Source organism: Enhygromyxa salina, from assembly GCF_002994635.1.
GTDB classification, from domain to species: domain Bacteria; phylum Myxococcota_A; class Polyangia; order Nannocystales; family Nannocystaceae; genus Plesiocystis; species Plesiocystis salina_B.
In genome coordinates this window covers 1-26,702 of sequence record NZ_PVNL01000022.1, presented here as the reverse complement: position 1 = coordinate 26,702, position 26,702 = coordinate 1, and the positions used below count along the sequence as shown (strand labels likewise).

At 68.7% G+C, this 26,702-nt stretch carries 24 protein-coding genes; 9 read left to right on the top strand and 15 right to left on the bottom strand.

The window, feature by feature from the left end; genetic code table 11:
* Positions 1–47: 47 nt before the first annotated feature.
* Entirely contained in the window at positions 48–1,673 is a 1,626-nt protein-coding gene (locus tag ENSA7_RS04310; RefSeq protein ID WP_146157314.1) for a hypothetical protein, read from the bottom strand.
* A 118-nt stretch (positions 1,674–1,791) separates the two neighbouring features.
* Complete coding sequence (locus tag ENSA7_RS04305; protein ID WP_106087916.1) at positions 1,792–3,195, bottom strand: carotenoid oxygenase family protein; 1,404 nt, start codon at positions 3,193–3,195, stop codon at positions 1,792–1,794.
* An 84-nt stretch (positions 3,196–3,279) separates the two neighbouring features.
* Between ENSA7_RS04305 and ENSA7_RS04300 the strand changes: the two genes are divergently transcribed.
* The 3 genes from ENSA7_RS04300 (at position 3,280) to ENSA7_RS46305 (ending at position 5,640) form a co-directional block, all read left to right on the top strand.
* On the top strand, positions 3,280–4,239 hold the full coding sequence (locus tag ENSA7_RS04300; protein WP_219907907.1) for a glycoside hydrolase family 19 protein: 960 nt from the start codon (positions 3,280–3,282) through the stop codon (positions 4,237–4,239).
* A gap of 40 nt (positions 4,240–4,279) precedes the next feature.
* Positions 4,280–4,993 carry a CoA transferase subunit A gene (locus ENSA7_RS04295; RefSeq protein ID WP_106087915.1) on the top strand — a complete coding sequence of 238 codons (714 nt, stop codon included), beginning with the start codon at positions 4,280–4,282 and terminating at the stop codon, positions 4,991–4,993.
* A gap of 380 nt (positions 4,994–5,373) precedes the next feature.
* Positions 5,374–5,640, top strand: a complete 267-nt coding sequence (locus tag ENSA7_RS46305; protein WP_106087928.1) for a 7(1) septoil knot domain-containing protein — start codon at positions 5,374–5,376, stop codon at positions 5,638–5,640.
* A gap of 22 nt (positions 5,641–5,662) precedes the next feature.
* On the opposite strand, the gene ENSA7_RS04285 is transcribed toward ENSA7_RS46305, so the two are convergent.
* The 3 genes from ENSA7_RS04285 to ENSA7_RS04275 are packed head-to-tail and all read right to left on the bottom strand — an operon-like array spanning position 5,663 to position 8,455.
* On the bottom strand, positions 5,663–6,010 hold the full coding sequence (locus ENSA7_RS04285) for a hypothetical protein (protein WP_146157313.1): 348 nt from the start codon (positions 6,008–6,010) through the stop codon (positions 5,663–5,665).
* A 1-nt stretch (position 6,011) separates the two neighbouring features.
* Positions 6,012–6,641 (bottom strand): hypothetical protein, encoded by a 630-nt coding sequence (locus ENSA7_RS04280; protein ID WP_106087913.1) that lies wholly within the window; start codon positions 6,639–6,641, stop codon positions 6,012–6,014.
* A gap of 44 nt (positions 6,642–6,685) precedes the next feature.
* Complete coding sequence (locus tag ENSA7_RS04275; RefSeq protein WP_106087912.1) at positions 6,686–8,455, bottom strand: CFI-box-CTERM domain-containing protein; 1,770 nt, start codon at positions 8,453–8,455, stop codon at positions 6,686–6,688.
* 186 nt (positions 8,456–8,641) lie between these two features.
* Here ENSA7_RS04275 and ENSA7_RS04270 point away from each other — a divergent pair, with 186 nt between their 5' ends.
* From ENSA7_RS04270 to ENSA7_RS04250, 5 genes are all read left to right on the top strand, one after another.
* On the top strand, positions 8,642–10,255 hold the full coding sequence (locus ENSA7_RS04270; protein WP_146157312.1) for a hypothetical protein: 1,614 nt from the start codon (positions 8,642–8,644) through the stop codon (positions 10,253–10,255).
* An 86-nt stretch (positions 10,256–10,341) separates the two neighbouring features.
* Positions 10,342–12,336: a hypothetical protein gene (locus ENSA7_RS04265; protein WP_146157311.1), complete on the top strand. Its 1,995-nt coding sequence runs from the start codon at positions 10,342–10,344 to the stop codon at positions 12,334–12,336.
* Between the two features lie 76 nt (positions 12,337–12,412).
* Entirely contained in the window at positions 12,413–13,225 is an 813-nt protein-coding gene (locus tag ENSA7_RS43170) for a hypothetical protein (protein WP_181233120.1), read from the top strand.
* An 88-nt stretch (positions 13,226–13,313) separates the two neighbouring features.
* Positions 13,314–14,021, top strand: a complete 708-nt coding sequence (locus ENSA7_RS04255; protein ID WP_106087908.1) for a hypothetical protein — start codon at positions 13,314–13,316, stop codon at positions 14,019–14,021.
* An 85-nt stretch (positions 14,022–14,106) separates the two neighbouring features.
* Positions 14,107–15,420: a monooxygenase gene (locus ENSA7_RS04250; protein WP_106087907.1), complete on the top strand. Its 1,314-nt coding sequence runs from the start codon at positions 14,107–14,109 to the stop codon at positions 15,418–15,420.
* Positions 15,421–15,443: 23 nt separating this feature from the next.
* Here the strand turns inward: ENSA7_RS04250 and ENSA7_RS04245 are convergent, their stop codons facing one another.
* The 10 genes from ENSA7_RS04245 to ENSA7_RS43160 form a co-directional block, all read right to left on the bottom strand.
* Positions 15,444–15,854, bottom strand: coding sequence for a hypothetical protein (locus ENSA7_RS04245; RefSeq protein ID WP_146157310.1), 411 nt, complete (start codon positions 15,852–15,854; stop codon positions 15,444–15,446).
* A 21-nt stretch (positions 15,855–15,875) separates the two neighbouring features.
* On the bottom strand, positions 15,876–16,724 hold the full coding sequence (locus tag ENSA7_RS04240) for a hypothetical protein (RefSeq protein ID WP_106087905.1): 849 nt from the start codon (positions 16,722–16,724) through the stop codon (positions 15,876–15,878).
* A gap of 57 nt (positions 16,725–16,781) precedes the next feature.
* Positions 16,782–18,335, bottom strand: a complete 1,554-nt coding sequence (locus tag ENSA7_RS04235) for an acyl-CoA synthetase (RefSeq protein WP_106087904.1) — start codon at positions 18,333–18,335, stop codon at positions 16,782–16,784.
* Between the two features lie 10 nt (positions 18,336–18,345).
* Positions 18,346–19,119: a 3-oxoacyl-ACP reductase FabG gene (fabG, locus tag ENSA7_RS04230; protein WP_106087903.1), complete on the bottom strand. Its 774-nt coding sequence runs from the start codon at positions 19,117–19,119 to the stop codon at positions 18,346–18,348.
* On the bottom strand, positions 19,116–20,177 hold the full coding sequence (locus ENSA7_RS04225; RefSeq protein WP_443655647.1) for a 3-oxoacyl-ACP synthase: 1,062 nt from the start codon (positions 20,175–20,177) through the stop codon (positions 19,116–19,118). Before ENSA7_RS04225 ends, fabG begins: the two co-directional genes overlap by 4 nt.
* Positions 20,162–21,604 carry an esterase/lipase family protein gene (locus tag ENSA7_RS04220; protein WP_181233118.1) on the bottom strand — a complete coding sequence of 481 codons (1,443 nt, stop codon included), beginning with the start codon at positions 21,602–21,604 and terminating at the stop codon, positions 20,162–20,164. Before ENSA7_RS04220 ends, ENSA7_RS04225 begins: the two co-directional genes overlap by 16 nt.
* Before the next feature lie 47 nt (positions 21,605–21,651).
* The gene (locus tag ENSA7_RS04210) at positions 21,652–22,710 is read right to left on the bottom strand and encodes an alpha/beta fold hydrolase (RefSeq protein ID WP_106087901.1); all 1,059 of its coding nucleotides are present in this window, start codon (positions 22,708–22,710) and stop codon (positions 21,652–21,654) included.
* Between the two features lie 128 nt (positions 22,711–22,838).
* On the bottom strand, positions 22,839–23,009 hold the full coding sequence (locus ENSA7_RS43165) for a hypothetical protein (RefSeq protein ID WP_181233116.1): 171 nt from the start codon (positions 23,007–23,009) through the stop codon (positions 22,839–22,841).
* A gap of 55 nt (positions 23,010–23,064) precedes the next feature.
* Positions 23,065–25,620, bottom strand: coding sequence for a DNA/RNA helicase domain-containing protein (locus ENSA7_RS04205; RefSeq protein ID WP_181233114.1), 2,556 nt, complete (start codon positions 25,618–25,620; stop codon positions 23,065–23,067).
* A gap of 172 nt (positions 25,621–25,792) precedes the next feature.
* The gene (locus tag ENSA7_RS43160) at positions 25,793–25,996 is read right to left on the bottom strand and encodes a hypothetical protein (RefSeq protein WP_181233112.1); all 204 of its coding nucleotides are present in this window, start codon (positions 25,994–25,996) and stop codon (positions 25,793–25,795) included.
* On the opposite strand from ENSA7_RS43160, the gene ENSA7_RS04200 reads away from it, so the two are divergent.
* A complete protein-coding gene (locus ENSA7_RS04200; protein WP_106087899.1) occupies positions 25,989–26,396 on the top strand; it encodes a hypothetical protein in 408 nt (135 codons plus the stop codon). The two genes, ENSA7_RS43160 and ENSA7_RS04200, sit on opposite strands and share 8 nt — an antisense overlap.
* The last annotated feature ends 306 nt before the right edge of the window (positions 26,397–26,702 follow it).

The following is a 26,702-nucleotide window of genomic DNA, read 5'->3' as shown; positions in this document are numbered from 1 at the left end:
CAATCTACAGTGCTCGGCCCCCCAAACACCAGCGCGGCGCTCGCTGCTCAGGCCAACCCAAACCCGGGCGCCTGCGAAGCGGCGAGCTTGCGGGGGCTCACCACCCCTCGCTGGAGCATCCACGCCTGCGCGTGGTCCTGCAGCTGCGCTCCCTCACTACCGCCGATCAGCTCACCTAGGGCGTAGCGAGCACACTCACGATGGAGCGCCATGTCTACCGAGTTGAACTCGCGGACCGCCGCGTCGAGCTTGATCTGCGCGTCCTCGAGCTGCCCCTGCAATTGACACACGCCAGCGCCGAGCAAGCTGCTGAGCGCCGGGGCGACGCAATTGCTGTCTCGCCTGGTGAGCTCGAGCAGCCCGGTGACGTCGGCGAGCACGCGCGCGCGGTCCCACTCGCCGCTCAGATCTGGCTGGGCCTGCAGACGCTCGCGGGTGCGCGCCGCGTCTCGATCGAACTGCTCGATCAACGCCACCCCCGCGCGAGCCCGGGCCACGCGGATCTCCAGCCCGAGCGTCCGCATGGGCATGTAGAACGCGGACTCGAGCTCATGCCACTGCCCGACCAGCGCGGCCCAGGCCGGCGTCACGTCGCCGCGATACAGGCACGCGTGGACCTCGGCCATGAGGTCTCGATACTCCTGGCGGCGATACCCGCTCTCGGGCCACGCCACGCCCGCGACCGCGCGCTGCCGGACCAGCAGATCCTGGGTGCGCGCGCGGACGTCCTCGTGGGCCTCGCGGGCGAGCCACACCAACATCGGCTGGCCGGTCAGCGCCTCGAGCAGCATCAGGGAGTCCTTGTGGCGCTCGGCCTGGAGGATCGCGGCGGCGAGGCGCTGATGCAGCTGCTCGAGCTCGCCGAGCCACGCGAGCGCGAACCAGTGCAGCGCGGCCACCCGGGCCTGCTCGTGCTCGATGTCGAGGCCCGCGTCGGCGAGCTGGGCGAAGATCTCGTTGGCGACCACGCAGGCCTCCACACAGTGGCGCCAGCGCCCGTGGCTGAATTCGTAGGTGGCGATCCCCAGCTGCCGCCAGGCCTCGTCGAGCGGCTCGTGGGTCTGCGCGGCCAGCTGGGTGCAGCGCTCGAGCAGCTTCTTGACCGAGCGATCGAGGGGCCCGCCGATCCGGGTCTGCATGGCGATCTCGCTGGCCAGCGCCCGACAGCGCTCGGAGCTGTCGCCAAACCGCGCGACCTCGGTCAGGTGGCGGGTTCGCAGCGCGTCGGCCAGCGCCGTGTTGACCATGGTCAGGCTGCGTGCGGCCTGGTCGAGCACCAGCATCCGCAGCGTGTCGGCGAGCTCGCGCCGCTCGACGTCACCGTCGAGCCCCGCGTTCTTGAGCAAGAACCGACCGCGCCGCCAGGTGGTCCCGAGCAGCGCCTTGGTCGAGGACGTCGGCGTCGGTACCCCGTGGCGCTCGAGCGCGTCGCGCAGCAAGGCCCAGCCATGACCGAGCGCGCCGCCGCGGATGTGGCAGTCGGCCGCCCGCAGGGTCAGCGCGCAGGCCTGCTCGACGCGAGCGTCGGGGGACAAGCTCGGGTCCACGAGCTTGGCCGCGTCGAGGTAGCCAGTCGCGGCGACGCGCCAGCTGCCCCGTCGCTGAGCCTGCTCGGCCTCTTCGACGACACGCGCGACGCGGGCCCCAGCGCTCACCGTGGCGGTCTCACTCACCGTGTCGACGGTCGCCCACCTGGGCCGCAACCGTCAAGCTCGGGATCCGAACTGGATCCGGTCTGGATTCATCGGGAGCGCCTGAGTGCCGCGACGGTTTCACGCCGGCTACGACGCCTCAACGGGCCAGAGCGTCGGCGCCGACCCACTGGGTGTGAAACCCAGCCGGGACCCGAGTCGGGATCGCCAGCCTCGCGAGCACCTCGAGGTCGCGCCCGGCCATCACCCATAGCTCGCTGGCGTCGCCGTCTTCCTCGCTCACGAAGGTCAGCAGCGCGACCTCGTCCTCGGCGTCTCCGAGCGGCGCGACGCTGACCTCGCCGCCGCACCAGCCCGGCGGGTAGCGACGCTCGAGCACCGCGCCCGAGTCGAGATCGACCCGCCGCACGCCGTCGAACGCGAACGCCTCGCGGGCGGCGAAGCTGCCCAGGTAGGCGACGCGGGTGGGCGACCCGAGCCGCCGATCGTCGACGCGGGGGAACTCGGCCATGCCATCGTCGAGCAGGTCTTCACGCGCGAGTCCGGTCTCGAGATCGAGGGTCCAGCGGACCAGCTGGGGCTCGAGCCGCAGGTGCCCGATCCGGGGCACCACCCGATCGCTGCGCCCGGGCTGCGGCTCGTAGACCAAGGGATCGCGCATGCGGCAGACCGTCACGACGATCTTGGTACCCAGCTCCCAGGCGTTGACGAAGTGATACACGTAGCAAGCCGGAACCTCGAACCAATGCTTCACGCCCTGGGTCCGGCGATCGAACACGCCCAGGCGCGTGGGCACGTCGGGGAAGAAGCTCATGTGGACCTTGCCGCGGGCGAGCGCCTCCGGATCCGGGAACATCGAAACGTCGATCAAGATCGTGTAGTGCTCGGTCAGCGCGAGGTCGTGCTGCGGGCGCGGGCCGGGCAGCTCGACCGGCGTGCGCGTGAGCTGGCCGTCGCACGTCAGGGTCCCGTGCGTGACCCGAGCCGAGGTCGGGGCGTAGTCGAGGAACACCAGATCACCGCTGCGCGGATCGACCTTGGCGTGCGCCGTCATGGTCCCCGCTTCGGGCCACGGACCGACCGTGCTCAGATCCGGCAAGCTCAGCGCGTAGGGCTGGCCCCCACCCAGCCACCACAGCGCCAGCAGGCGGCCGTTCCAGTACAGCAAGTCGGTGTTGGCGGTGTTCTTGTAGGGCCCGCCCGGGCGGGTCATGTCGGGCCGGGCGAGCAGGCCCGTCCACGTCGCGGCGCCAGCGGCCTCGTCCTCGGCCAACCCGGCCGTGCGAACCCAGCGGTTGCGGTAGCTCGCGCCGCCGTCCTCGAAGCTGACGGCGTGGACCATGCCGTCGCCGTCGAACCAGTGGTACGGCTCGGGCGGCGGGAATTTGGGGTTGCTCGAATTGCGGGCAAACACGCCGCGCAGCGCCGCTGGGATCTCGCCTTCGAGCAGCTCGAGGTTCGCGTGATCGTGCTCGGTCGAGACGGGCGCGTAGCCGCGGCTCGAGTAGGTGCTTCCATCGACAAAATCCCGGGCGCTGGCCATGCCATGGCTGTACCACGGACTCGCGGCGGCCTCGACTTCATGGGAGAGTTGGCCATGACGCCGCGATCTTGGGTAACGACCGCATTGACGCTGACGTTGACCCTGCTCGGATTGGCGCTCGCGTGCGTCGACGATGGCTCGCCCGCGACCCAAACGGACACGAGCGCGAACACGAGCGGCGACGAGACGGGCGATGGTGACCCCGGCGACGGCGACGGCGATCCGGGTGACGGCGATCCCGGCGACGGCGATCCTGGCGACGGCGACGGCGACGGCGACGGCGAGACCGGCGACGGCGACTGCGAGCTCGCCGACCTGCTCGACCAGGCCATGTGGGATCAGATGTTCCTCCACAAGGACGACCCAGCCTGCTCGGGGTCCAACTACACGCTCCCGGGTCTGCTCGAGGCCGCCGCCATGTTCCCCAGCTTCGCGTGCGAGGGTGACGACGCCACCCGCCGCCGTGAGCTCGCCGCGTTCTTGGGCCAGATCTCCCACGAGACCACCGGAGGCTGGCCAGCCGCGCCCGACGGCCCGTTCAGCTGGGGGCTGTGCTTCATCGAGGAGGTCGGGTGCCAGGACAACGGCTGCCCGCAGTACTGCGATCCCAACAACGTCCAGTACCCCTGCGCCCCCGGTCGCACCTACCACGGGCGCGGCGCCATTCAGCTCAGCTGGAACTACAACTACGGGCAAGCCGGCGACGCGCTCGGCGTCGACATCCTCGCCGAGCCAGACCTCGTCAAGAACGACCCCAAGCTGGCGACCCAGACCGCGCTGTGGTTTTGGATGACCGAGCAGCTGCCCAAGCCGTCGGCCCACGCGGTGATGGTCGGCAGCTGGATGCCGAGCGCCAACGACCTCGCGCTCGGCCGCGTGCCCGGGTTTGGGATGACCACCAACATCATCAATGGCGGGCTCGAGTGCAACATGCCCGGCAACGCCAAGGTCGAGGATCGGGTCGGGTTCTTCATGCGCTACGCCGACCTGCTCGGGACCGACGTCGGCGACGCGGTGTACTGCGACATGATGACCCCCTATTGATCCAGCCCGAGCCGGGTTGATCCCGAGTGATCCCCGGCTCATGCTGCGGTTCGTGAGCTCCGCGAGCAAGATCTTCGAGTCGGCCGAGGCCGCGCTGTTCGACCTGCAAGACGGGGCCAGCATCGCCGTCGGCGGCTTCGGTCTGGTCGGCAACCCCGAGGCGCTGATCCAGGCGATCGGGCGCAAGGGCAGCAAGCGGCTGACGATCGTCTCGAACAACTGCGGCAACCAAGGCCTCGGCCTCGCGATCTTGTTGCAGCAGCGGCAGGTCGCCCGGGTCGTGTGCAGCTTCGTCGGTGGCAACCCGGATCTCGAGACCCAGATGCTCGCGGGCGAGGTCGAGGTCGAGCTCAATCCCCAGGGCACCCTGGCCGAGCGGCTGCGCGCGGGCGGGGCTGGGATCGCGGCCTTCTTCACCCCAACCGGAGCCGGGACCGTGGTCGCCGAGGGCAAGGAGCAGCGCGACTTCGACGGGCGCCCTCACGTGCTCGAGACCGCGCTGCACCCCGACGTGGCGATCGTCCGCGCGGCCGTGGGCGACGCGTTTGGCAACCTGCGCTTCTACCGGACCTCCCGCAATTTCAACCCGCTGGCGGCCATGGCGGGGCGGATCACGATCGCCGAGGTCGACGAGCTGGTCCCGACCGGCGAGCTGGGGCCCGACGACATCCACCTGCCGGGGATCTTCGTGCAGCGCATCGTTCATGTGCCAGAGCACGTGAACTACATCGAATACCGGACCACGCAGCCCTGATTGGGCGCTCAATTCCGGACGTGAGGGGCATCGACGGGGGATCACCGGAGATGTTCATCGCGGCGACGGGGGCTCGTTCGCTATCTGCGCTGGTGAAACATCGTACTTGGCCTCGGACGTCCGGTCGCGCGCGGATCTGCGTGCGATTGGCCGCCGAGCAGAGCAATGTCACTGCGCGGTATTTGTGATCCTGGGAACCCTGGGAATATGCTTCCGATGTCATGTCGTTTGCGCGCACCGGTATGTTCGTTGGCCTCGCTGGCCTCGGGCTGTGGTTGTTGGCCGCGGGCCCGGCCCGCGCCGAGCAACCCGGCTCCCTGTTCACCGGTGTCCCAGGCGTGATCACGGCGACCGCCTCCGCCCTCGACATCACCCCTGCAATGGGCACGGGCAACGTCAGCGATCAGTGCACCTTCAACGGCATCAAGCTGGCCGGTAAGGTCAAGGTCGTCGACAGCTTCCCCGACGTGCGGGTCAAGGCGGTCTCGAGCTTCCCCGACGTCAAGGTCAAGAAGGTCAGCTCGTTCGCCGATGACTGCGGCGAGTGGCAGTTCGTCGACAGCTTCGCGGACTTCAAGATCCAGTACGTGGACAGCTTCCCCGACGTCGAGGTCGCCTGGGTCGACAGCTTCCCCGGGCTGCCCTGAGTCCCCTCACTCACTCACTCGCTCAGCCGGTCTCGGTTGCGCCTGTGTCGGTGCCCGCGTCCGCGTCGTCGTCAGTACCCTCGTCGGTGCTCGTATCCGTGTCGGACTCCGTGCCCGTGCCCGAGTCGGGTGCGGGCGCCGTGTAGGCCGGGCACTCGCTCGCCGTCGGCTCGTCCGCGACGCAGCCGTTGTTGTCGGCCTCGCAGGGTGAGCAATACGGCTCGTCCGAGTAGACGGCGCCGCACCACGCGTTGGCATCGAGCGCGATGTTCTGACAATGGTTGGGGTTGGGCAGCTGACACGCACCCACGCCCAGCCCCACGCCGAACGCGAGCACCAGTGAGCTTCGAAGTGACTGATAAAACGTCATATCAAAACCGAAGCCCGGTCGGGGTGAGCTGGATTCGGGCCTCGTCGGCGCGCTCTTTGTAGCCCTTGTGCGCGGCGACCAGCATCAAGACGGCCGTGAACGCGACGCCGCTGCTGACGGTCAGCATCACCAGCCCGGCTGGGCGCGTGCTGGTCACGAACACGGGCGCCTCGGGCACGACCTCGTCGCGGTTGACCAGCAGCCCGATCCCCGTGCCCACGCCGCTGAACCCCAGCACGCCGACGACGATGCCCGCGACCGTCATCTTCCGGCAGCGCTTGCTGCCGTCACAGCCCAGGCGATCGCGGACGACCGGGGCGGCTGGACTGAGCTGCTGGGCTGGCTCGGCGGTGGCGGGCTCGGGCTCAGGCGCGACGGGAGGCGCTGGCTCGACGGCAGGCGCGGGCTCGACCGGATCCGCGGTCGGCTCGGGCGCGGCGGCGACCGGCTCAGCGGGCGCCTCGGGGCTCGCGTCCTCGGCCGGCGCTTCGCCTGACTGCTCGGCCGGTTGCTCGGCCAATTGCTCGGCCGGTTGCTCGGCCTCGCTCGTGGGCGCGGGCGCGGGCGCAGCTTCAGTCACGGCCGGACCAACGGCCAAGCTGACGGCGAGAGCGAGGGCGATCGCGTGCACGGGCGATGCGTACCAGAGGTTGTCGGCGCCGACCAGAAGCCTGGTCAGCCCGCGCCCATGACGATCTGCTTGGCCACGTCGACGATCGGTCGCAGCATCAGCCGGGCGGCCGCGCGGGCCGGCGGGACGTCGCGGATCATGTTGGCGAGCACGGGGCCGTAGGCGTAGTACGCACGGACCAGATCGTTGGCGATCGGCTGGTCGATCATATAGGCGTCGCGGAACCATCGCAGCGCGCGGAGCTCAGTGGTCCAGCCTGCCCCCCAGGCCGCGGTGGCGATGAAGCAGGCGCCGTCGATCGTCTGGAACTTCTGCGCGGGCGTGGTCACGTCGGCGACGGCGATCTCACTGCGGTTGGTGCAGATGTCCTCGTAGTGGACGCCGATCGAATACGTGTAATTCCCAAACAGCTGGTCAATGTCGATCGTGACCAGATCGCCGGGCCCGGCCTCGATGCAGTCGAGCTCGCCCGGTTCGCGACAAAGCCGCGGGATCCCGGCCACGGCCTTCGACGCGCCTAGCTGAAAGTCGCTGGTCTCCGGGGTGATCCAGCCGGCGAACAGGGTCGAGGGCTCGATCCCGTCGGGGACCTCGGGCAGCCGGAACGTCGCGGTGACGGTGTCGAAGTCGGTGGCGACGAGCTGCAGATCCTCGACGGCCGGAAGATCGACGGTGGTGCAGCCACCGCCGCCGGTAGGGTCGCCGTCGCCGTCGCCGTCGCCATCGCCATCGCCGTCGCCGTCTCCCCCGCCCCCGGTGCCCCAGCCGTGCGAGTAGATGCCGAACCGCGCGGGCACCCCGAACTTGTCGTGGACCTGCAGGCGATCGGCCCCGCTGCCGCCGGACGCCGAGATCGTCGAGTCGGGCGGATGCACGGCCCCGCTCGCGCCGTCCCAGTCGGCGTAGCCCGCATACTCGGTGACCGAGGTGTAGCCGGGCTCCGCCGGGTCGAACTCCACGCGATACACGACCGCTGGCTGGCCGAAGTACTCGCGCCCGTAGGCCGGGAGCTTGGGGTCGACCCAGTGGTCGTCCTCGCGATCGAACTCCCAGTCGGGGTTCTCGTCGCGCTCGAGCGAGACCTCGATCCACGCGACCAGCGGTCCCGCGGGCACCTCGTCAAAATGGATCCGATGCGCGAACAGGTAGGCCCCCGGGCTCGGCGTGGCCCGGGAGATCATGTCGAGCTCGTTGAGGGCGCCGTACGACTTGGTGTCCTCGCTGTCGCGGTTCTCGTCGAAGTTGGTCAGATCATTGCGCGGCGGATACACGGAGGTCTGACCGCCGGGCGCGAACTGGCCCTTGTCCGACCGGAACGTCGCGGGCGAGGGGCAGGTCATCGTGTCGACGATCGCGTCGTCCTCGGTCGGGGTCAGCGGCCGACAAAAGTAGGTCTCCGCCGAGCTGCTCGACTCGTGGAAGCCCAGCGAGGTGTGGTTGTTGAGGTTGGCGTCGTGGAACAGGATCCGCGGGTAGGTCTTGCCGCGACTGTGGGCCCAGATCGGCAGCACCGACGGGCGCGGTCCGTAGGGGGCGCGCCAGCTCGACAAGAAGGTGGTCATGCCCGAGCGGTTGCCGATCCCCAGCTTGGCGGTGGCCTGGGTCACCAGCACGTCCTGCACGAAGTTGCCGCTGGTGTCCTCGAGCCAGATCGCGATCTGCAGGTTCGCGACCGGCTTGAAGTGAAACTCGAGCAGCGCCTCCGACTCTGCGGTGGGGTCACCGGGCGCCGCCTCCGGCGAGCTCGCGACGCTGTCAGTGGGAGGCGCCGCGTCGGCCGGCGTGACGGCGAGTGCCAGCCCAACGCTCAGCACCCAGGTGCCCCTGCAGATGCCCCAAGTGCGAGGACCGGCCCCGCCCGCTTCGCCTCGTCGTTCGAAACCCATGCGCGTCGCCAGTATACCCGTGGATCGCAGCGTGGTGCGGTTGCGGACTGGTTTGCGATGCGGGTGCGGCGGATCACGGAGACATTGCTCCAGAGCTCCGTATGCTGTCCGCGGATGCTCGCGCCCCTTAGCCGCTCGCAACGGCGCAACCGGCTCGCTCCCCACGACCAAGCTGGCGCTCGCTCCAGCAGTCCAGGCACGCGTCGGCGGGCGCTGTGGGGGATCGGCCTGATGGTCGGGGGCACCTGCGCGTGCGCGTTGGCGGCTGGGTTGGCGAGCGTGATCGCGTGCTCCCCCAGCCCCACGCACGGACCGGGCCCGATCGCCGCCAGTCCAGCGCCTGCCACGCTGCCCGAGGGTCCACCGCGGCCTGCCGGGGGCCTGCCGATGCCGTCTCTGGATCTGGATTGGCGCCCGCCGAGCTCGGCGGCTGGAGATCTCGACGAGCTCGCGGCCGCGCTCGGCCCCCGCGCGCGCGTCGGTCTGCTGGTCGACGGCAGCGGCAGCCGTGAGGCCAGCAAGCTCGACGCGATGCAGCTCGCGGCGCTGGTCGGTCGGATCGCGCCCGACACCGCCGTGCACGCGATCGGCCCGCACGACACCACGCGTCCGCGCCTCGCCGACGTGATCCGCGAGGATCCCCCCCTGCTCCCGGCCACCGGCCCGAGCGGTCGGACCCGCTGGTCGCTGCCCAAGCAGCTCGACGTCGACCCGGTCTGGCTGCAGCGGTGGGCCGAGCTCGGTGACCCGGCGGTGCTCGTGGTCGGTCCTGTCGAGGTCGACGCGCCGGTCTGGCGCAGCGTGGCCCCGGCCGCGGTCGGCAGCTGCGAGCCGCTGCTGAGCTCGCTCATCGCTGGTCAGACCCACAGCCTCGAGCTGCTCGAGCCGTTCTTGGACCACGCTGACGCCGTGCTCGCGGCCGCCTACGCCGTCGAGCTCGCCCAGGTCGTGCCCGGGATCGAGGCCGAGCTGGCCGAATTCCAGGCCTCCCGCACCCGCTCGGACTTCGACGCCGACGGCTGGGCCCGGTACCAGTGCGGCCAACGCTATCTCCGCTACCTGCAGCCGTTCTCGGCCTGCGTCAGCGGCAGCGACGCCCACGCCTGCCAGATGACCCCGCGGCTGTTCTTGCGGGGCTCGGCGCGGATCGGCACGGTCGAGCCGAGCGAGTACATCCCGACCGACTGCGCGCGACGGATCGATCGCGACTATGTCGAGGCCCTGCGCGCACCCGCCCGGGCCGCGGCCGAGCTCGCGCAGGACCACCTCGACGTCGGCTGGATGATCCTCGCCGAGCGGCTCGCCACCTTGTCCGAGGTCCACGGCGCCATCTCGAGCCTGTGCACGCCCGCGCGGCGGCGGTTCTCGGAGGCCGACCTCACCCAGCTCCGGGCCAGCGTGGCCGAGCTCGGGCCGCTGTTCACCAACGACGATCCGCCCGCCCACGACGCGCGCTTCTTGGCCAACGACGCGGTGTTTCATGTGCCCGGGCTGGGCACGGTCCGCCAGCTCGCGCGCTACGACGGCGGCACCGACAGCGCCTCGCGGGCGCTGATCGCCGCGGCCCAGCAGCTCGCCAACTTCAGCCGCGCCCACGCGCGCTGCGTCCCGCGGCCCGGCGAGCCGCCGCTGATGGCCCTGTTGATCGACACCCACACCGCCACGCAAGAGTTGCTGGGCTTCTTCTACGCCGAAGAGCTGTGGTGTGACGATCTTGGCCCGCTGTGAGCCGCTCGCGCTCCCGATCGACTGTCGATGAACAGATGGTGAATTAGACGTGATCGAGTCAGCGGCGCCAGGGCACATCCCCCCGAGTGCCCACGTCACCATCGCTCGGACAACACCCCCACCGGGCCCGCCGCCGGGTTCGGGTGCTCCTGCTGTTGGCGTTCGCGCTGGTGATCCTGCGCCACGGCTGGCTCGTCGACGACGCCTACATCTCGCTGCGCACCGTCGATAATTTCTGCAACGGCCACGGCCTGGTCTGGAACGTCGGCGAGCGGGTCCAGGCATTCACCCACCCGCTGTGGCTGCTCTTGTGCTGGGCGGTCTACTCGATCACCAACGAGTTCTTCTACTCACTGATCATCTTTGGCGCGCTGGTCTCGACCGGCGCCGTCGCAATTGTCTCGATTCGGCTCGCGCGCTCGGAGTGGGTCGGGATCATCGTGCTGCTCGCGGCCACGCTGTCCCACGCGTTCGTCGACTACGCGACCTCAGGGCTCGAGAACCCGCTGACCCATCTGCTGATCGCCCTGAGCGCCTGGGTCTACCTCGGGCGCGTGCCCGACGTGCGGCGGTTCACGCTGCTGTGCCTGCTGGGCGGGCTGTCGCTGCTGAGCCGGCCCGACAACGCGGTGCTGCTCGGGCCAGTCGTGCTCGCGGCTGGGATCCAGGCGTTTCGCCGGGGCGAAAAACTGACGCCGTTGCTGCGCGGGGCGGTGCTCGCCAGCGCCCCGCTGGTCGCGTGGGAGCTGTTCTCGTTGGTCTACTACGGCGCGCTGGTGCCCAACACCGCGCTCGCCAAGCTCAACTCTGGCATTGACGCGGGCCAGCTCGCGCACCAGGGCCTGCTGTACTTCGTGTCCACCCTCGACGCGGATCCGCTGACCTTGCTGATCATCGTGGCGGGCGTGGTCGCGCCGTTCATGACGCGCGATCGCAAGATGATCCCGTTTGCCGTGGGGATCATCCTGCACGCGCTGTACATGACCAAGATCGGCGGCGACTTCATGCTCGGTCGGTTCTTCACCGCGCCCATGTTCATGGCGCTGGTGTGCCTGTCGCAGATCAAGCGGATCGAGCTGACCCAGTTCCTGATCATCGCGGCGATCGTCGCCGGGATCGGGCTCAGCGCGCACCCGAACACGCTCGAGACCAACAGCACGATCCGGGTCCCCCACAACCAGGCTCGAACCGGGCGCCGGGTCACCAACGAGCACGCGCTGCTGTTCCACGCCGCCAGCCTGCTCAGCGCCAACCGCTGGGACGAGATGCCCAATCACGGCTGGACCGACCTCGGCCTGCGCGGGGCCAGGCCCGGGCGCAAGACCGTGATCGCCCGAGCGATGGGCTACCGCGGCCTCGCGGCCGGTCCCGACGTTCACCTCGTCGACGACGTCGCGCTGACCGATCCCCTGCTCGCCCGCATGCCCGCCCTCTGGCGACCCGACTGGATGACCGGCCACTTCATCCGCACGATCCCGCCTGGCTACATTCAGACCCTCGAGACCGGCGAGAACGTGATCGAAGACCCGCAGGTCCACGAGCTGTACGAGCGCATCGATCTCGTGACTCACGGCGATCTGTGGAGCTGGGACCGGTTCCGGGCGATCTGGTGGCTCAACACCGGTGGGCCCGCGGAGCTGCTCAACGAAGAGGCGTGGCGGTTCCACGGCGCGTCGCGGCGCAACGCCAGCTCGATCGCCGCCAAGCCCGTCGCCGACGGGACGCCGATCAACTCCAAGCTCGTCCGCCGGTTCACGGACGCCGGGGTGTACGTCAAGTACAAGCAGCTCAAGCGCGCCCACGAGCTCGAGGTCTCGGTCAACGACGCCGACCGGTTCGAGATCCGCTTCTACGACCACGCCGAGGAGGTCGCGCGGGTCCCCGTGCCACGCCAGCTCGAGTGGAACCAGGACGGCGTCAGCGCCCGCCACATCGAGCTGCCCGAGGTCCTGTCCGAGCGCGGGTTCACGCGCCTGCGGATCCTCCCGATGACCAGGCAGCGCAAGCGCCAGCCCTACTACGCGATCAGCCACTTGCTGTTTGACGAGGAGATCGAGGCAGGCAAGGCGACCCCGCTGTGAGGCCGTCCCGCTCGCGGGACCTGCTTGCCCGTGTCCCGGACTTGCCGTGACCGCGGCGGTGCCCGACCATCGTCCGGTGCGAGCGAGCCTCAGCCGTGCCCCTGCGAGGCTGCTCGCGCTCGGCTTCGTCGGCGCGCTGAGCCTCGCCCGCGTCGCACACGCGCAGGCGCCCGAGCCCGAGCCCGAGCCTGAGCCCGAGCTCGTTCACGAGCCCGAGCTCGTTCACGAGCCCGAGCTCGTTCACGAGCCCGTCCCACCCCCGCGCGAGTCGCCCCTGTACGGCCCGCCCTACAGACGCGGGCTCGCGCTCGACGTCGCCGTTGGCGTGGCCCTGTGTCAGCCGGCCCTGCTCTACGCGGGCACCTGCGGTCGCCGGGCCGGCGGAGTTGGACCCTCACCGGGGCTCGCGCTGCGGCTCGGCGGTGGCTGGCGCTTCAACCCCAATTGGTACCTCTCGGGCGCGTGGGTCCGCCAGGCCCATCGACCCGGCGGGTCATTCGCGACGGGGACCGCCGACGCTGGCATGCTCGCGGTTCGCGGCATCGTCCCGCTCGCCACACGAGCTGGCGCCGACAGCCGCGTGGATCTCGGCTTCGAGCTCGGGCTCGGCTGGTCGCAGCGGGTGCTGCTGCGCGACGTCGCCCCCCATCGGCTGAGCTCCACCGGCGCGCTGGTGCGCCCGGCCCTGATCGTGGATGGCTGGATCCTCGCTGACTTCTCGGTAGGGGTCGAGTTCGCGACACAGCTCAATTTCCACTGGCAACACTGCGTAGACGATGTTTGCGAGGCGGCACCGGGCGCGTGGGTCGCAAGCGAGCTCGACCGCCGCTGGGTCGATGGATTCTCGATCGCGCTGCGCATGAGCGGTTTGGTGTTTCCCCGCTTCTAGCGGCGAATCCAGCGTGCCACTGACAAAAAGCAATCGATCGTGCGCATGGTGTCACTAACTAGGGGAGCCGCTTGCTCCACCGAGTCCCATGAGTCACCTCTCCGTCGTTGAAGTCCCGGCCCTGTCCCCTCCTTACCCAGGTCTGTCGCTAGACGAAGCGCCGCCGCGGATCGATGATCTCGCCGAGCAGCTGTCGGCGCTCGGCAGGGACGTGAGCGTGGATCAGGCGGTGGAGATCGGACGCCTGGTGGTCGAGCGTCTGTATGATGGCGACCTCTCGCGCTGGCGCGGCCGCGGACCCAAGTCCCACTCGCTGCGCACGCTCTCGCGCCGCAGTGACCTGCCCGTGAGCAGCTCCGCGCTGTATCGCTCGATCGCGCTCTACGAGCTGAGCTCGCGGCTTGGTGGGCTGCAGCGCTGGGCCGACGCGGGCCTGGGGATCAGCCACCTGCGCCTGGTGTTGGGCCTGCCGGAGCTCGATCAACGCCGCTTGCTCGACGCCGCGCTCCACCAGGCCTGGACCGTCGCCGAGCTCGAGCGCGAGGCCGTCGCCGCCCGCAAGCGCAGCCCCAGGCTCGTCAGTCGCGGCGGCCGACCCCGGCTCCCGCGCTTCGTGAAGTCGGTCAACCGCCTGCGCAAGACCGCCGAGGCGGCCAATGAGATGTTTGGTGATCTCGACGCCGCGGCCGACATGAGCGAGGAAGACCTCACCGAGATCCGCGACATGCTGGCCACGATCCGCGTGCGCTGCTCGGAGCTCGACCGCGCGCTCGAGCGCGCAGCTGCGCGAGATTAGTAGACTCAAACCCGCAATTGGCGTCTCATGGGGCATGGAGACCGGACGGCCAGGCTCACGCAGGCGCGGAGCAACGGCGGGGCTCGTGGGGCTGGCCGCGCTGGCTGGCGGCTGCATCCCCGACTCCCCGCTGCCCGACGACTTCGGCGTGTGTGAGGCGAGCGAGGATCCGCTGCCCGCGTCGCCGGTCGACACGCCCACCTACCATCGAGATCTGCGCCCGATCCTCGACGCCGCGTGCACGGGCTGCCACACCGCGGGCGGCATCGGCCCGTTCGCCCTCGACGAGTACGCGTCCGTCGTCGCGTTCGCGCCACTGATGCTCGACGCGGTGCGGTCCGGCGCAATGCCACCGTGGCCGCCCTCGCGCTGCTGCACGCCGCTCCAGCACGAGCGCGAGCTGACCCCGGAGCAGCGCGCGGTGCTCGAGCGCTGGGTCGAGCAGGGCGCGCCCGAGGGCGACCCGGCCGACGCGCCGCCACCACCGACGCCGCCCGGGCTCTCGCGCGTGGACCTCGAGCTCGAGATGCCCGAGCCCTACACCCCGAGCGCGACGATCGGCAGCTCGGATGACCAGCGCTGCTTTTTGATCGACTGGCCCGCCGATCCGCTCGGGACCGGCGACGCCGAGGTGTACGTGACCGGCCTCGACTTCGAGCCGGGTCGCCGGGATCTCGTCCATCACGCGATCGTCTACGCCGTCCCCACCGACAAGCTCGCCGAGTACCAAGATCGCGACAACGCCGACGACGGCCCGGGGTGGAGCTGCCCGGGCGGCGTGGTCTCGGCCGCGGGTGGTTACCTCGGCGGCTGGGTCCCGGGCGCGGGCGTGCACGACTTCCCGGATGGGCTCGGTCGCCAGGTCCCGGCCAACAGTCACCTGTTGCTCTCGGTCCACTACGAGCTGTCCGCTGGCGCGGCGCCGGACCAGACCAAGCTGCGCTTCAAGCTAGACAATAGCGTGACGACCCCGGTCGATGGGCTCGCAGTCATGAACCCAGCGTGGCTGGTCGGCAAGACCATGAAGATCCCCGCGGGCAAGGACGACGTCAAGTACAGCTACGCCTACGATCCCGCGGTGTGGTTCAACAAGGGGCAGCCGCTGCAGGTTCACAACGTCTCGCTACACATGCACGAGCTCGGCACCTCGGCCTCGCTCGCGGTCCTGCACTTCGACGGCAGCGTCGATTGTCTGCTCCACATCGAGGACTGGGACTTCGCGTGGCAAGGTGAGTATTTCTTGACCGAGCCGGTGACCGTGAAGACCGGCGATCGCCTGTATGTCGAATGCCACTTCGACAACACCCAAGCCAACCAACCGGACGGCGCGGCTCCCCAGGATCAGTGGTGGGGGGACGACAAAGAGATGTGCATTGCGTCGGTGATGATCTCACGTTGAGCGCGCCAATTCGGCGCTCTAGTCTAGTGGCAATTTTTAAAGCTGACCGTACCCGAGACCGAGCGCCCGTCGGCCTCACAATCGAGCTTGGCCTCGCCCATGACATTGGTGATGTCATTGACCGCCGAGCTCTGCCGCTCGACACTGAACGTCCCGCACGCGCCGAACTCGACGGTCTTGGCACCCAGCAGGATCGCGTTCGACTCGTTGGTGGGGCTCTGGACCAGGCGCAGCGTCTGGCCCGCGTCGTCGATCAGATCGACACCCGCGAAGTTGTTGAGCTGCCCCGCGCGACACGAGGTCGGCACGAAGCTCTCGCCGTCGACCTTCAGCGTGGCGGTGATCTCATTTGTGCAGGCGGTCGTGCACAGCAGCACGGCGAGCAGGCATCCCCCGGAACCCAGCCGCGAGCGTAATCCTTGGTGGCGCATCATGGCGCCGACTATACATGGGCGTCAGCCGCAGACGGAGCCCGAGAACCCGTTGAAGCCGATCATCGCGGGCATGCAGGTGCCCATCATGCAGTCGGCATCACTCTCACACTCGCCGCAGACCCCGAGCTCGATGAAGCCCATGAGATCCGCGGTGGTGCAGAAGCCCTCGCACTGCTCGTCGCCGCTGCCCTTGTCGTCACACAGCGAGTCGTTGGGCGCGGTCTTTGGCTCAATGCACGCGCGCTGGCCCGCGATGTTGGTGATGTCCATGAACTCGAGCTGCGGTGCGCACAGCTGACCGTCGGGGCAGTGCGCGTCTTCGCTGCACTCCGAGCAGAAGTTTCCGTTGAACAGCCCGCCGAGATCCACGACCTCGGCACAGAACAGCTCCTCGGCGCACGAGGCATCGCTCTCGCACATCTGCCCTTCGCTGCCGTCGCCGCACGCGAACCACCCGTTCAAGAAGGTGCAGTTGCTGCCGTCGGGGCAGTCCGAGTCGCCGCCGCACTCGGAACAGACGCCGCCGAACCCAGGCACGCCATTGCAGAACAGATCCTCGGCGCACTCCGAGTCGGACATGCACATGTCACCCAGGTTGCCGGGCGCGGCGGTGTCGTTGCCGCTGTCGGGACCCTCGTCCGACACGAAGCTGCCGTCGGTGGTGGCGGAGGTCGTCGTCGGATTCGGGTCCTCGCCCGTGGACGTGTCTGGGTCGCTCGCCGTCTCGCTGGCGGTGCCCGAGGCGGCCGTGGTCTCGCCCGCCTCTTCGTCGGCCGGAGCGTCGGGGCCACACCCCGAGGCCAGCGACAGCGACAGACACAGCGACAAGAGTGAGAACAGGCGGATCGACGGTGAGTTCACGAGTTGCATGACAGGACTCCGAGCGGACCTAATGCGGGGAGAGTCCCGCACTTGGGGGCCGGTTGTCTAGATGCTTCCCTGCTCAATCCCTAGCCGCCGCTTGTCTAGCTTGCCCGCGCTCGTGCGCGGCATTACGTCCAAGATCACGAGTGAGCGCGGCAGCTTGTACTTGGCGAGCCGCTCACCCGAGAATTGCTGCAGCGCCGCGAGCTCGAGCTGGGCTCCTGGTCGCAGCACCACGAACGCGCGACCGACCTCACCCCAGCGTGGATCGGGCACGCCGATCACCGCGACATCCACGACGTCCGGGTGACCTGCGATCGCGCTCTCGACCTCGGCCGGGTACACATTCTCGCCGCCCGAGATGAACATCTCCTTGCTGCGCCCGACGATCGTCACGCAGCCCTGCGCGTCGGTGTGGGCGAGATCTCCGGTCTTCAGCCACCCGTCGACGAAGCTCGCGGCGGTGGCCTGCGGATCGTCGTAATACCCGGGCGACACATGCGGCCCGCGGATCCACAGCTCGCCGACCTCGCCCGGACCGCACGCGTCGCCACCTGCGTCGACAATCCGGATCTCGACGTGCATCAGCGGCCACCCGACCGCACCGGGCTTGTCGCGCACGCGCTCACGCGGCAGCCAAAAATTGTTGGGCCCCGCCTCGGTCAAGCCATAGCCGGTCTTGAAGTCGACCCCGCGGGCCCAGAATTGCTCGAACACCGGCCCCGGACAGGGGGCGCCACCCGAGATGATCGTCCGGACCCGCTCGATCGGCGCGGTCGCCCAGCGCGGGTGCGCCTGCATGGCCTGGAACATCGCGGGGACCCCAAACAAGCAGCTGACGGGCCGACGCTCCAGCAGGTCGTAGAGCTGCTCGAGGTCGAATTCGCGGCACAGGATCGAGCAGCCGCCGACGTGGATCAGCGGCGCCGTGAACACGTTGAGCCCGCCCGTGTGAAACATCGGGGCGTTGAGCACGGCGACGTCGCCGTGCGACAGACCCCAGCTCGAGGCCGTGTTGATCGCGTTCCAGGTCACGGTCGCGTGGGTCGAGATCGCGGCCTTTGGCGTGCCCGTGGTCCCGCCCGTGTAGCACAGCACCCACGGGTCGCTGGGCGCGAGCTCGACAGCCGGCAGCGGCGTGTCCTGCAGCTCGCGACAGCTCGACAGACACGGATCAGGTTCGGCGTCGCTGCGGTCGAGCGCCACGAACTGGACCGACGACGCGCCCGGGCGCCCGCGTAGGTTGGCCGCCAGCGCGGAGAACTCGCGATCCCAGCACAGCAAGCGCGGCCGCGCGTGGGCGACCAGCGGCTCGAGTTCGGCCGCGGTGAGCCGCCAATTGAGCGTCTGCAAGACCGCCCCGAGCTTCCCGCACGCGAACCACAGCTGGACATATTCGATCCGGTTCTTGGCCAGGATCGCCACGCGATCGCCCAGCCCCACGCCCTGCGACGCCAACCACCGCGCGACCTGGTTGGTCTCGCGATCGAGCGTCGCATAGTCGATGTCGCGCGGCTCGGGGTTGTCTGCACGGCTGAGATCGATGATCGCCAGCGCCTCGGGCGAGAGCTGCGCTCGTCGCCCCAACCAGTCCCCTACCAAGGCCGGTCGCTGCATGCCGGGCGCCTCAGGTCCCCACGACCATGCCACCGTCGACGCTCAACACGGTGCCGCTGATGAAGCCCGAGCCGGGATCGGCCAAGAACAGGTAGGCCCGCGCGATGTCCTCCGGCTCGCCGATCCGACCGACCGGCGTGTGCGCGACCATGCCCTCGAGCACGTGCGCGGGCATCTGCTTGACCATGTCGGTGGCGATGAAGCCGGGGGCGATCGCGTTGACGGTGACACCGTAGCGGCCCAGCTCGCGCGCCCACACCTTGGTCATGCCGATCACCCCAGACTTGGCCGCCACGTAGTTGGTCTGACCAAAGTTGCCGTACAGGCCCACGACCGAAGATGCGTTGATGACCCGCCCGTAGCCCTGCGTGATCATGTGGGGGGCGACGGCCTGCGTGCAGGTGAACACACCTTTGAGGTTGACGGCGATCACAGCGTCGAACTGCGCGGCGCTGAGCTTACCGACCAGCTCGCCGGCCTTGAACTTGACCAGCTGCCCGTCACGCAGGATCCCCGCGTTGTTGACCAGCACGTCTACGCGCTGGTGCTCAGCCACGACCGCCGCGACCGCGGCTTCGACCGCCTCGGCGTCACTGACATCCACGCGGGCGAAGCTCGCTTGGCCCCCCGCTGCGGTGATCGTGCGGACCAGCTCGGCCCCCGCGTCCTCGGCCAGATCCCACGCGACCACGCGGTAACCCGCGCCCGCGAACGCCTGCGCCGTTGCCAGGCCGATGCCGTTGGCGGCACCCGTGATAATTGCGACTCGTTGCTCGTTGCTCATGATGCTGTCTCGTTCGTGTTGGGACCCCAGGCGATCACCGACGCCGACCATGCGTAGCCGATCCCGGCCGCGACCATGACCATGACGTCGCCGTCGCGCAGGAGCCCGCGCCGCTCGGCTTCGATGCACACCAGCGGCTGATCTTGCTGGCCAATGTGCCCGTAGTCTTCGAGGTAAAAGCTCTGATCTTCGCGCAGGCCAAGCTCGCCCAGCACATAGCGATGGGCGGAGCGCTTCATGTGGAGAATGTTGACAAAGCCGACGTCCGCGCGCGTCAGCGGCCCGCGACCTGGCAGCTCACTGCGCGCGAGCGCCTGGTCGACGACCGCCAGGAAGTTCGCCATCGACTTGCTGTCGAGCCGCGCGCGCATGCCCTCGGGGTCGGGCACGTCGAGCGCCCGCCTGCCCGCGCCGATCGGGCCGTCAAATCGTGGATCCACGGTCCCGCCGCTTGGCACGATCACATCGAGCGAGAAGCTCCCGTCTGTGATCACGCCGGTCCCGAGCACGCGATTGCGATGGTGGTTCTTGCGAAGGATCAGCGCCCCGCCGCCCGCGCTGAGGTTGATCAAGAACCGCGCGCGCGGGTTCTCGAGGTCGACGAAGTCGCTGTTGCGATAGCCGCCTGCGATCAACACGGTCTCGATCCCCGGCGAGCTCAGGATCATCGCCCGCGCCAGCTCGATCGCCGCCATCGTGGTTCCGCACCGCTGCTGCACGTCGATCGCCCACGCTCGCGTGGCCCCGAGATCGTGGGCCAGCTTGATGCCCGCCGTCCACAGCGGGTACTCCTTCCACTCCTCGGTCGTGCACAGCACCAGGTCGATCTCGCCTGGGTCGATGCCCGCCCGCGCGACGGCGTCTTGGGCCGCCCACAGGCCCATCGCGTTGGTGTGATCCTCGGGGCCGGGGACCGGCTTTTGATGAATGCCGAACTTCTCGCGGATCACCGCCTCGGGGATCCCCGTCCGCGCGGCGATCTCGGCCGAGCTGATCGAGCTCGCGGGCACGTACGCGCCCGCTGCCATCACGCCAACATGGGTCACCGCGCGAGCCACCCGATGATCGTGTCTTGCGCCAGCGTCTCGAACCCGAGCTCGAGGTGGTTGATGCCGTCGAGCACCTCGATGTCGCCGATCTGTCCGAGCCCGTCGGGCGCCGCGCACGACTGCACGAACACCACCCCGTCGCTGGGCCCCGAGATCTCGTTGGGGATCCCGACGATGTAGTCCGCCTGCTCGCTGACCTCACCACATAGTAGGTACGTCTGAATGCTGGCCGGGATGCCCGCGTCGACGATCTCTTCGATCAGCGAGCCCTGGGCCACGGCGTAGTCCAGACCAAGCCCGCGCGCGTAGGTGCCCTGATACATGCTCTCGCCGTAGTAGGTCGAGAGCGTGTCGACCGTCGCGTAGGCCCCCAGCCCGTTGTTGGCGGTGAAGGTCAGATCATAGGTGTCGATCCAGCTCGCCAGCATCTGAGCCTGACCGCGGTAGTAGTAGCCGCCGCCGTGGTCGTAGATTGCGTGCTCGCTGTAATCGACGGTCTGAAATCCAACCACCTGCTCGTGGTGCACCGTCGGCCCGTGGGCCATGCCGGGCGGCCACACCGTGGTGTTGTTGCCGCTGCCATAGCGAAAGCCGTAGTCCATGCCCAGGTTGGGGCCGCCGATCAAGACCAGCTTTCGCACGTCGTCGGCGTAGGGCGTGCCCCAGTCCTCGTTCACGCTCGACGCGTACATGCGGGCCGCGACCGTCCCCTTCGACCACGCGATCACGTCGACTTGCTCGGCGCAGGTTCGCTCGCGAATGACCTGAATCGCCGCGTGGATCTGCTCGGCCCACATGAAGTTGTCGCCTTGCTTGTTGGGAAACGCGATCGCCACGACCGGGATGTCGGCGGCCGCGAGACCCTGCATCAGCCCCTCGCTCGGGCAGACCATGTCGCCGCAGCCGTAGGGCCCATCGACGCCCGGGTTGGCCCACGCGCGGTCGGGCGGATCATCGGCGCCGTGGACCAACAGCACTGGATTGCCGCTCGCGGTGTCCCAGCCCGGGCCGAATTGCAGCACGAAGCTGGCCGGCGACGGGTTCGGCTCGAAGCCATAGAACTCGAGCTGTTGATCGGTCTGCTCGCTGCGCGCGTCGGGGAAGAAGGGATCGTCGGGGATGATCGGGCTGTCGATCACCCACCGCTCGGCGCGGACCCAGCCATGCTCGGCCTGGTCGTAGCCAAGCTCGAAGGTCAGGTTGGGGACCACGCCGTCGTCGCACAGGTCCCCGTCGCCGTCACCGTCCCCGTCCCCGGGGTCGCCATCGCCGTCCCCGGGATCGCCGTCCCCGTCCCCGGGGTCGCCATCGCCGTCCCCGGGATCGCCGTCGCCGGGATCACCGTCGCCGTCGCCGGTCTCGGCGGTCGCGTCGGCGCCCTCGTCCGGACCCGCGGCTGGACATCCGAGCAGCGCAAGCCCCAGGCCAACGCCCAAGCCAAGTCCCGGTTTGCACAAATGTAACATTGAGTCGTGTGGTCGCATCAGTTCGCCAAGAATCCTTGCAGCGCGGTCATGAACTCATCGTATTTCTCGATATGCGGCCCGTGTCCAGCGTCGTTGATCACGTGCTCATGGAAGCGGCCGCCAGCCGCCGCATAGCGCTCGAACACCGCGCGGGTCTGCGCCACCATTGGCTGGGCCGGGTACACGTCGGCGCCGGGCCAACCGGGCACCGCGCCCAGCTCGCCGAGCACACCAAAGTCGAACATCGAGCGGTCGGAGACGATCTGATCGTCGGTTCCGCGGATCCACAGGATCGGCGGCTTCTCGCGTAGCTGCACGATCCCGGACTGATTCAGGTACTTGGGCGACAGCGCGTTGCTCATGCCCGTCACGCCGGGCGCCACATTCGGCCAATTCGGCGAAGCGGTCGCGTCGCCCGGGTAGTTTTCAGGCCTGACCGCGACCTCGAGCATCCCCGCGAGGTAGCGCTCCTCGGCCTCCGGCTCGGGCCGAAACGGCGGCTTCCAGTAGAAGCTGTTCATCACGTTGCGCGGCGAGACCGGTTGATCGGCGCCCGTGTCCTTGGCCGCGAGCAGCTCGACGAATGTCGGGTTGGCACTCCCCCCGCCCGAGCCCGCGAAGTCCGCGTAACAGGGCGTCCCATCGACCCCCTTGGTCCCACCGTAGCCATAGGGGGAGCCTGGGTTGATCAGCGCGAGCGAGGCCACGCGCTGCCCGTGATCGATCGCCAGCTGCATCGCCACGTTGCCGCCCGCGGACCAACCGACCACGTGAAGCTTCGCGTCCGCCGCGAGACCGAGCTCGGGGCTGGCGAGCAAGCCCGCGAGGTCGTCCGAGAAGTCGCGCACGCCCCGGGTCGCGTCGACGGGCTTGGCCTGCGTGCGCCCGTAGCCGCGCATGTCCGGCGCGATCACGTAGTAGTCCGCCGCGAGCTCGGCCTGGACGCGATCGAAGAACACCGCGCTCGACAGGTTGCCGTGCAGCAGCAGCACCGCGGGCTTGTCCGGTGAGCCCGCAAGCCACAGGTGCATGTCGAGGTTGGGCGTAGATATTGTTCGAGACTCGAGTGCGCTCATGGTGGTCCGGCCGCGTTCACAGCGGGCGAGCCAACTTCACACGAGCGACGGGGTTCGGCAATCGCGAGCGGGTCGAGTTCACACTGTCGGGGGGCGATCTGGCGCACAGCGTGGTCGTTGGAACAAAGCTACTCGAACACCAGGTCGAGGTGGCGGCGCAGAATCTCGCAGGCGTGTGGTGGGTCGCCGGTCTCGGTCTCGCTGCTGGTGTCGCTGGTGTCGGCGTCGTCGCGCGCGGGCGTCGGCGTGCAGGCGACCACCGCGAGGGTGCCGAGCGAGGTTGCGATCACGATGCGCACGCGCGTCGACCATAGCCTATCCGCGGGCCCGCGAAGCTTCGAGCGCGCCCGCCGTTCATGCTTTGTCGCGCGGCCCCAAGATTCGACGAACGACCGCCAACACAGTGACCTCGGCCTGCTCGCTCGCCGCGAAGCGCATCGGCGGATGCGCAGGGTTGAGGCTCTCCAGCACCAGGACCGAGCGCACCAGCTCACCGCCGAGACCCGGAGCCCACTCGACCCTGACGATCTTGACGGTGAACCGCCCCCCGTCGTGTCCAGCGTCCGCGAGTCGCACCAGCGCCGGACGCCCAATCGCTTGCTCGATCGGCGCGGGCTTGAACAGGCACCAGTCGCCGTCATGGATCTGCGGCGTCATCGAGTCGCCGCGGACCTCGGCGACGAACTCACCAGGAAAGAAGCTCGGCGCGTCCGCCCAGGTCACCCACTGCTCGGCCTCGGCTGGATCAATGAGATCGCGCCACGCTCCGCTGAAGCCGCCCGCCGCCGCATGGAAGTCCATCACGGGCGCGCCGCTGGACCACGGCGCCGAGGGATCCGGGCTCACCTCGATCGGGCTGAATCGACGGGGCGCGGGCTCGACGATCGCGAGCCGTCGGCGGGCCGGCGGCGGCGTCGAAGCCGGGGTGTGATCGCCCGAGGCCACCGACAGCGCCTGCACCCGCGGCGCCAAGCAAGCCTGGATATGCGCCCGCGTCTCGTCGTCGAGGATGAACAGGTGGGTCGAGCGCATCCCCCGGGTCATGAGCACCCGGTAGACATTGCGCAGCTTCTGAACTGGGTCGGTACCGCTGGACCGCAGCTCCTTCTTGAACGCGTTGTCCTTGTTGCGGTCGATCTGCGCAATCCACCGATCCTCGCGCCAGACCAGATCGTCGCCCCAGATCAGGCCAACATCGTCAAACTCGAAGCCCTGCACCGAATAGATGCTGCCGACCTGCTCGTAGGCGTCGTCGAGCGTCGCCCAGCGATAGTACTGATTCTCGAGCGGCTTGGTGTGCTGGCCAGTCTTCTCGATCCACGCGCCGGACCAGCTACCAAACCGCGGATCTTGAAGATCGTGAGGCAGCTGGCCGAGGCCGTCGGGCTTCGACCAGCGCCAGCAGTAGCCCGCCAGCAGCCGGCAGCTGCGTCGCTGCTCGACCAAGCCCCGCAGGTGCGCGTCCATTGCGTGCATGTCCGACCACACCTTGGTCTCGTAGACCTGATCGGCTTGCCACTCATGATCCAGACCTGCGCGAAATTCCAGCAAGCCGTCGACCCAGTGGATGTAGCTACTTGATCCAGCGCAGCGAAACTGCGCGTCGAGATCGTGGACTTCGTGGGGAATGCCGAGCGCGGCGGTGCGCTCGAGGATCAGGCGTGAGTGGCCGATCTCGCCCGCGCGAACCGACTGATCATCATCGAGAAAGAACACGGTCACCCGGCTCGCGGCGATGACCTCATCGATCATCGACGTCTCGCTCAGCCACTCGACCTTGCCGTTGGGGTATTTCATGCGACGAAACTTCCACAGCCGATGGGCCTCGTCGCAGACCGTGAGGTCGAGCCGATCCGGGTCGCGGGCGCCGAGCTTGGCGACATCGGCGAAGGTCGTGAACAGCTCGCCGACCGGCAGCGCCTTCTTGGTCTTCACGCTGTGCATTCGCTTCATCAGGTCGCGAGAGAACGCGAGCGTCCGGCCCTGCAGCACGGTCGAGAACGCCTTCGATCCCGTCGCGTGAGCCACCCGCCAGTGCTGGCTGGCGGCGCTGGCCAACAGCTGGATCGCCAGCACGCTCTTGCCGGTCCCCGGCCCGCCGCGGACCACGAACACGCGCTTGTCCCCGGTGTCCTTGGCCAGCTGCACGGCGTGGCGAATGGAGAAGTACGCGGTCTTCTGCTCGTCGAGCAGGCGCCAGTCTTGCTGGCCCTTGATGCACGACACCACCCGATCGAGCAGCTTGGGGCTTGGCAGTGGGCCGCCCTGGCGGATGCGATCGGCGACCGGCTTGCCCGGACCCGGGACCAGGCGGTCTGCCAGCCACTTTGCAAACAAGCGGTGCTGGTGCGCGTAGAACAGCGGGAAGTCCTGGGGCGCCGAGCCAAACACGATGTCGTCGTGCAGATCAGCCTTGTCCCCGGTCTGGCGCAGGTCGTGCAGGAACGCCGCGCCCGCGAGCGAGATGGCCTCACCCGAGCCCGTGAACGCGCTATGAAAGTGGCGCAGGGTCTCCACATAGTCGCCAACCTGGACCGAGGGGTGCAGGACATTGCGGCCCCCCGCGTACACGTGCTCGGGCAGGTGCGACTTGCTCACGAATGACCACTGCTTGAGCTCGACGATCACCGCGCTGGGCCCCTCGGGTGATCGGCCGCTCAACAGGGCGTCGCAGCGTCGGCCGTTGAGCGGCATGAACAGCTCGACGAACACCTCGCCGGTCGCAAACACTGGATCACGCAGGACATCGGCCATGGCCGGCAGCGAGACCCGCCACGACTGGACCTCTCCGTCGCTCGGGGGCCGGTCGGTCAGCTCCGCGTGGCGTGTGGTCAGCGTGGAGACCAGCTCGGCCGTGTCCACTGCGGCGAGAAAGTCGGTGAGCGGGGCGAAGTACAGATACCGTGACATGCAGGGTGGGTGTGATGATACTCGCGAAGGCCGGTGTCTGTCTCGTCTACCTGGCCCGTAGGCTGGGCAGCTGTGCTCGACTAGTTTAAAGGTGCGCCGACGCGGTTGCTCGGGTCGAGTGGCTCGCCTACCATGCGAAATCCTCATACCAAAATCTCCGAAGCTTACGCTCTCATCGACTTGCTGCTTGGTCTTCACCGCGTGTGGCGATGACACGCCCGCGGGGAGCGACGAGAGCGGGACCATGGAGACGTCGGGCGATGGCGACGGCGATCCCACGGGCGACGGCGACGGTGACGGCGATGGCGATGGCGACATCTGCGGTGACGGTCAGGTGACCGGCAACGAAGTCTGCGACGACGGCAACGATGATCACCGACGACTGCCTCCCGGACATGACGACGGCCCGGTTCACCGTGACCGCCGAAGACGACTCCGAGCAGACCGCGGACCTGGTTCAAGGGGTCGACGGCGAGGCGTTCTCGTGGTTTAGCCAAGACGCCCACGCGGCCACGCCTGTGCGCGAAGACCCAGAGTTGGTGCTGAACTGCACGGACGGGGCGATTCTGGTGTATGGGTTGACCTCGATCGGCGGCATGAGCCTGTCTGACTACGGCTATACGAGTTCCTGCGACCTGCACATGCGGCTCAACGAGGACTTGTCTGCACCGTTCAGCGGCGTGTGCAGCTGCACGCAGAACCAGAACAACAACGCGTGGCACGACGACGCGGCGGACGGCCACTGTGGCAACGGCCTCGAGATCTGGCTGCGGTAGAGCACGGTTTCCCGTGCTGAGCTTGGTCTGGGCGTTCCTCGCCGCTGCGTGTTGGGCTGCGCTACCTTCGGCCGAGGTGGCGGTGGGCTCCCCCGGGTGACTTGCACGGACCTCACCTGATTTTTGTTGGGGCCCATGTGGCCGAGGTATAATGGCGGCGTGCAAGCCGTCGAAGCGCCAGCAAAGCGATCGGTTGGAAAAATGCGAGGGGTCATCGCAGCCGCGGTTGTCCTCCTCGCCGTCTCGGCTTGCGGAACCAAGCCCAAAGAGCCGGAGGAGCGAGCGGGCCCGTCGGAGCCCGCCCCC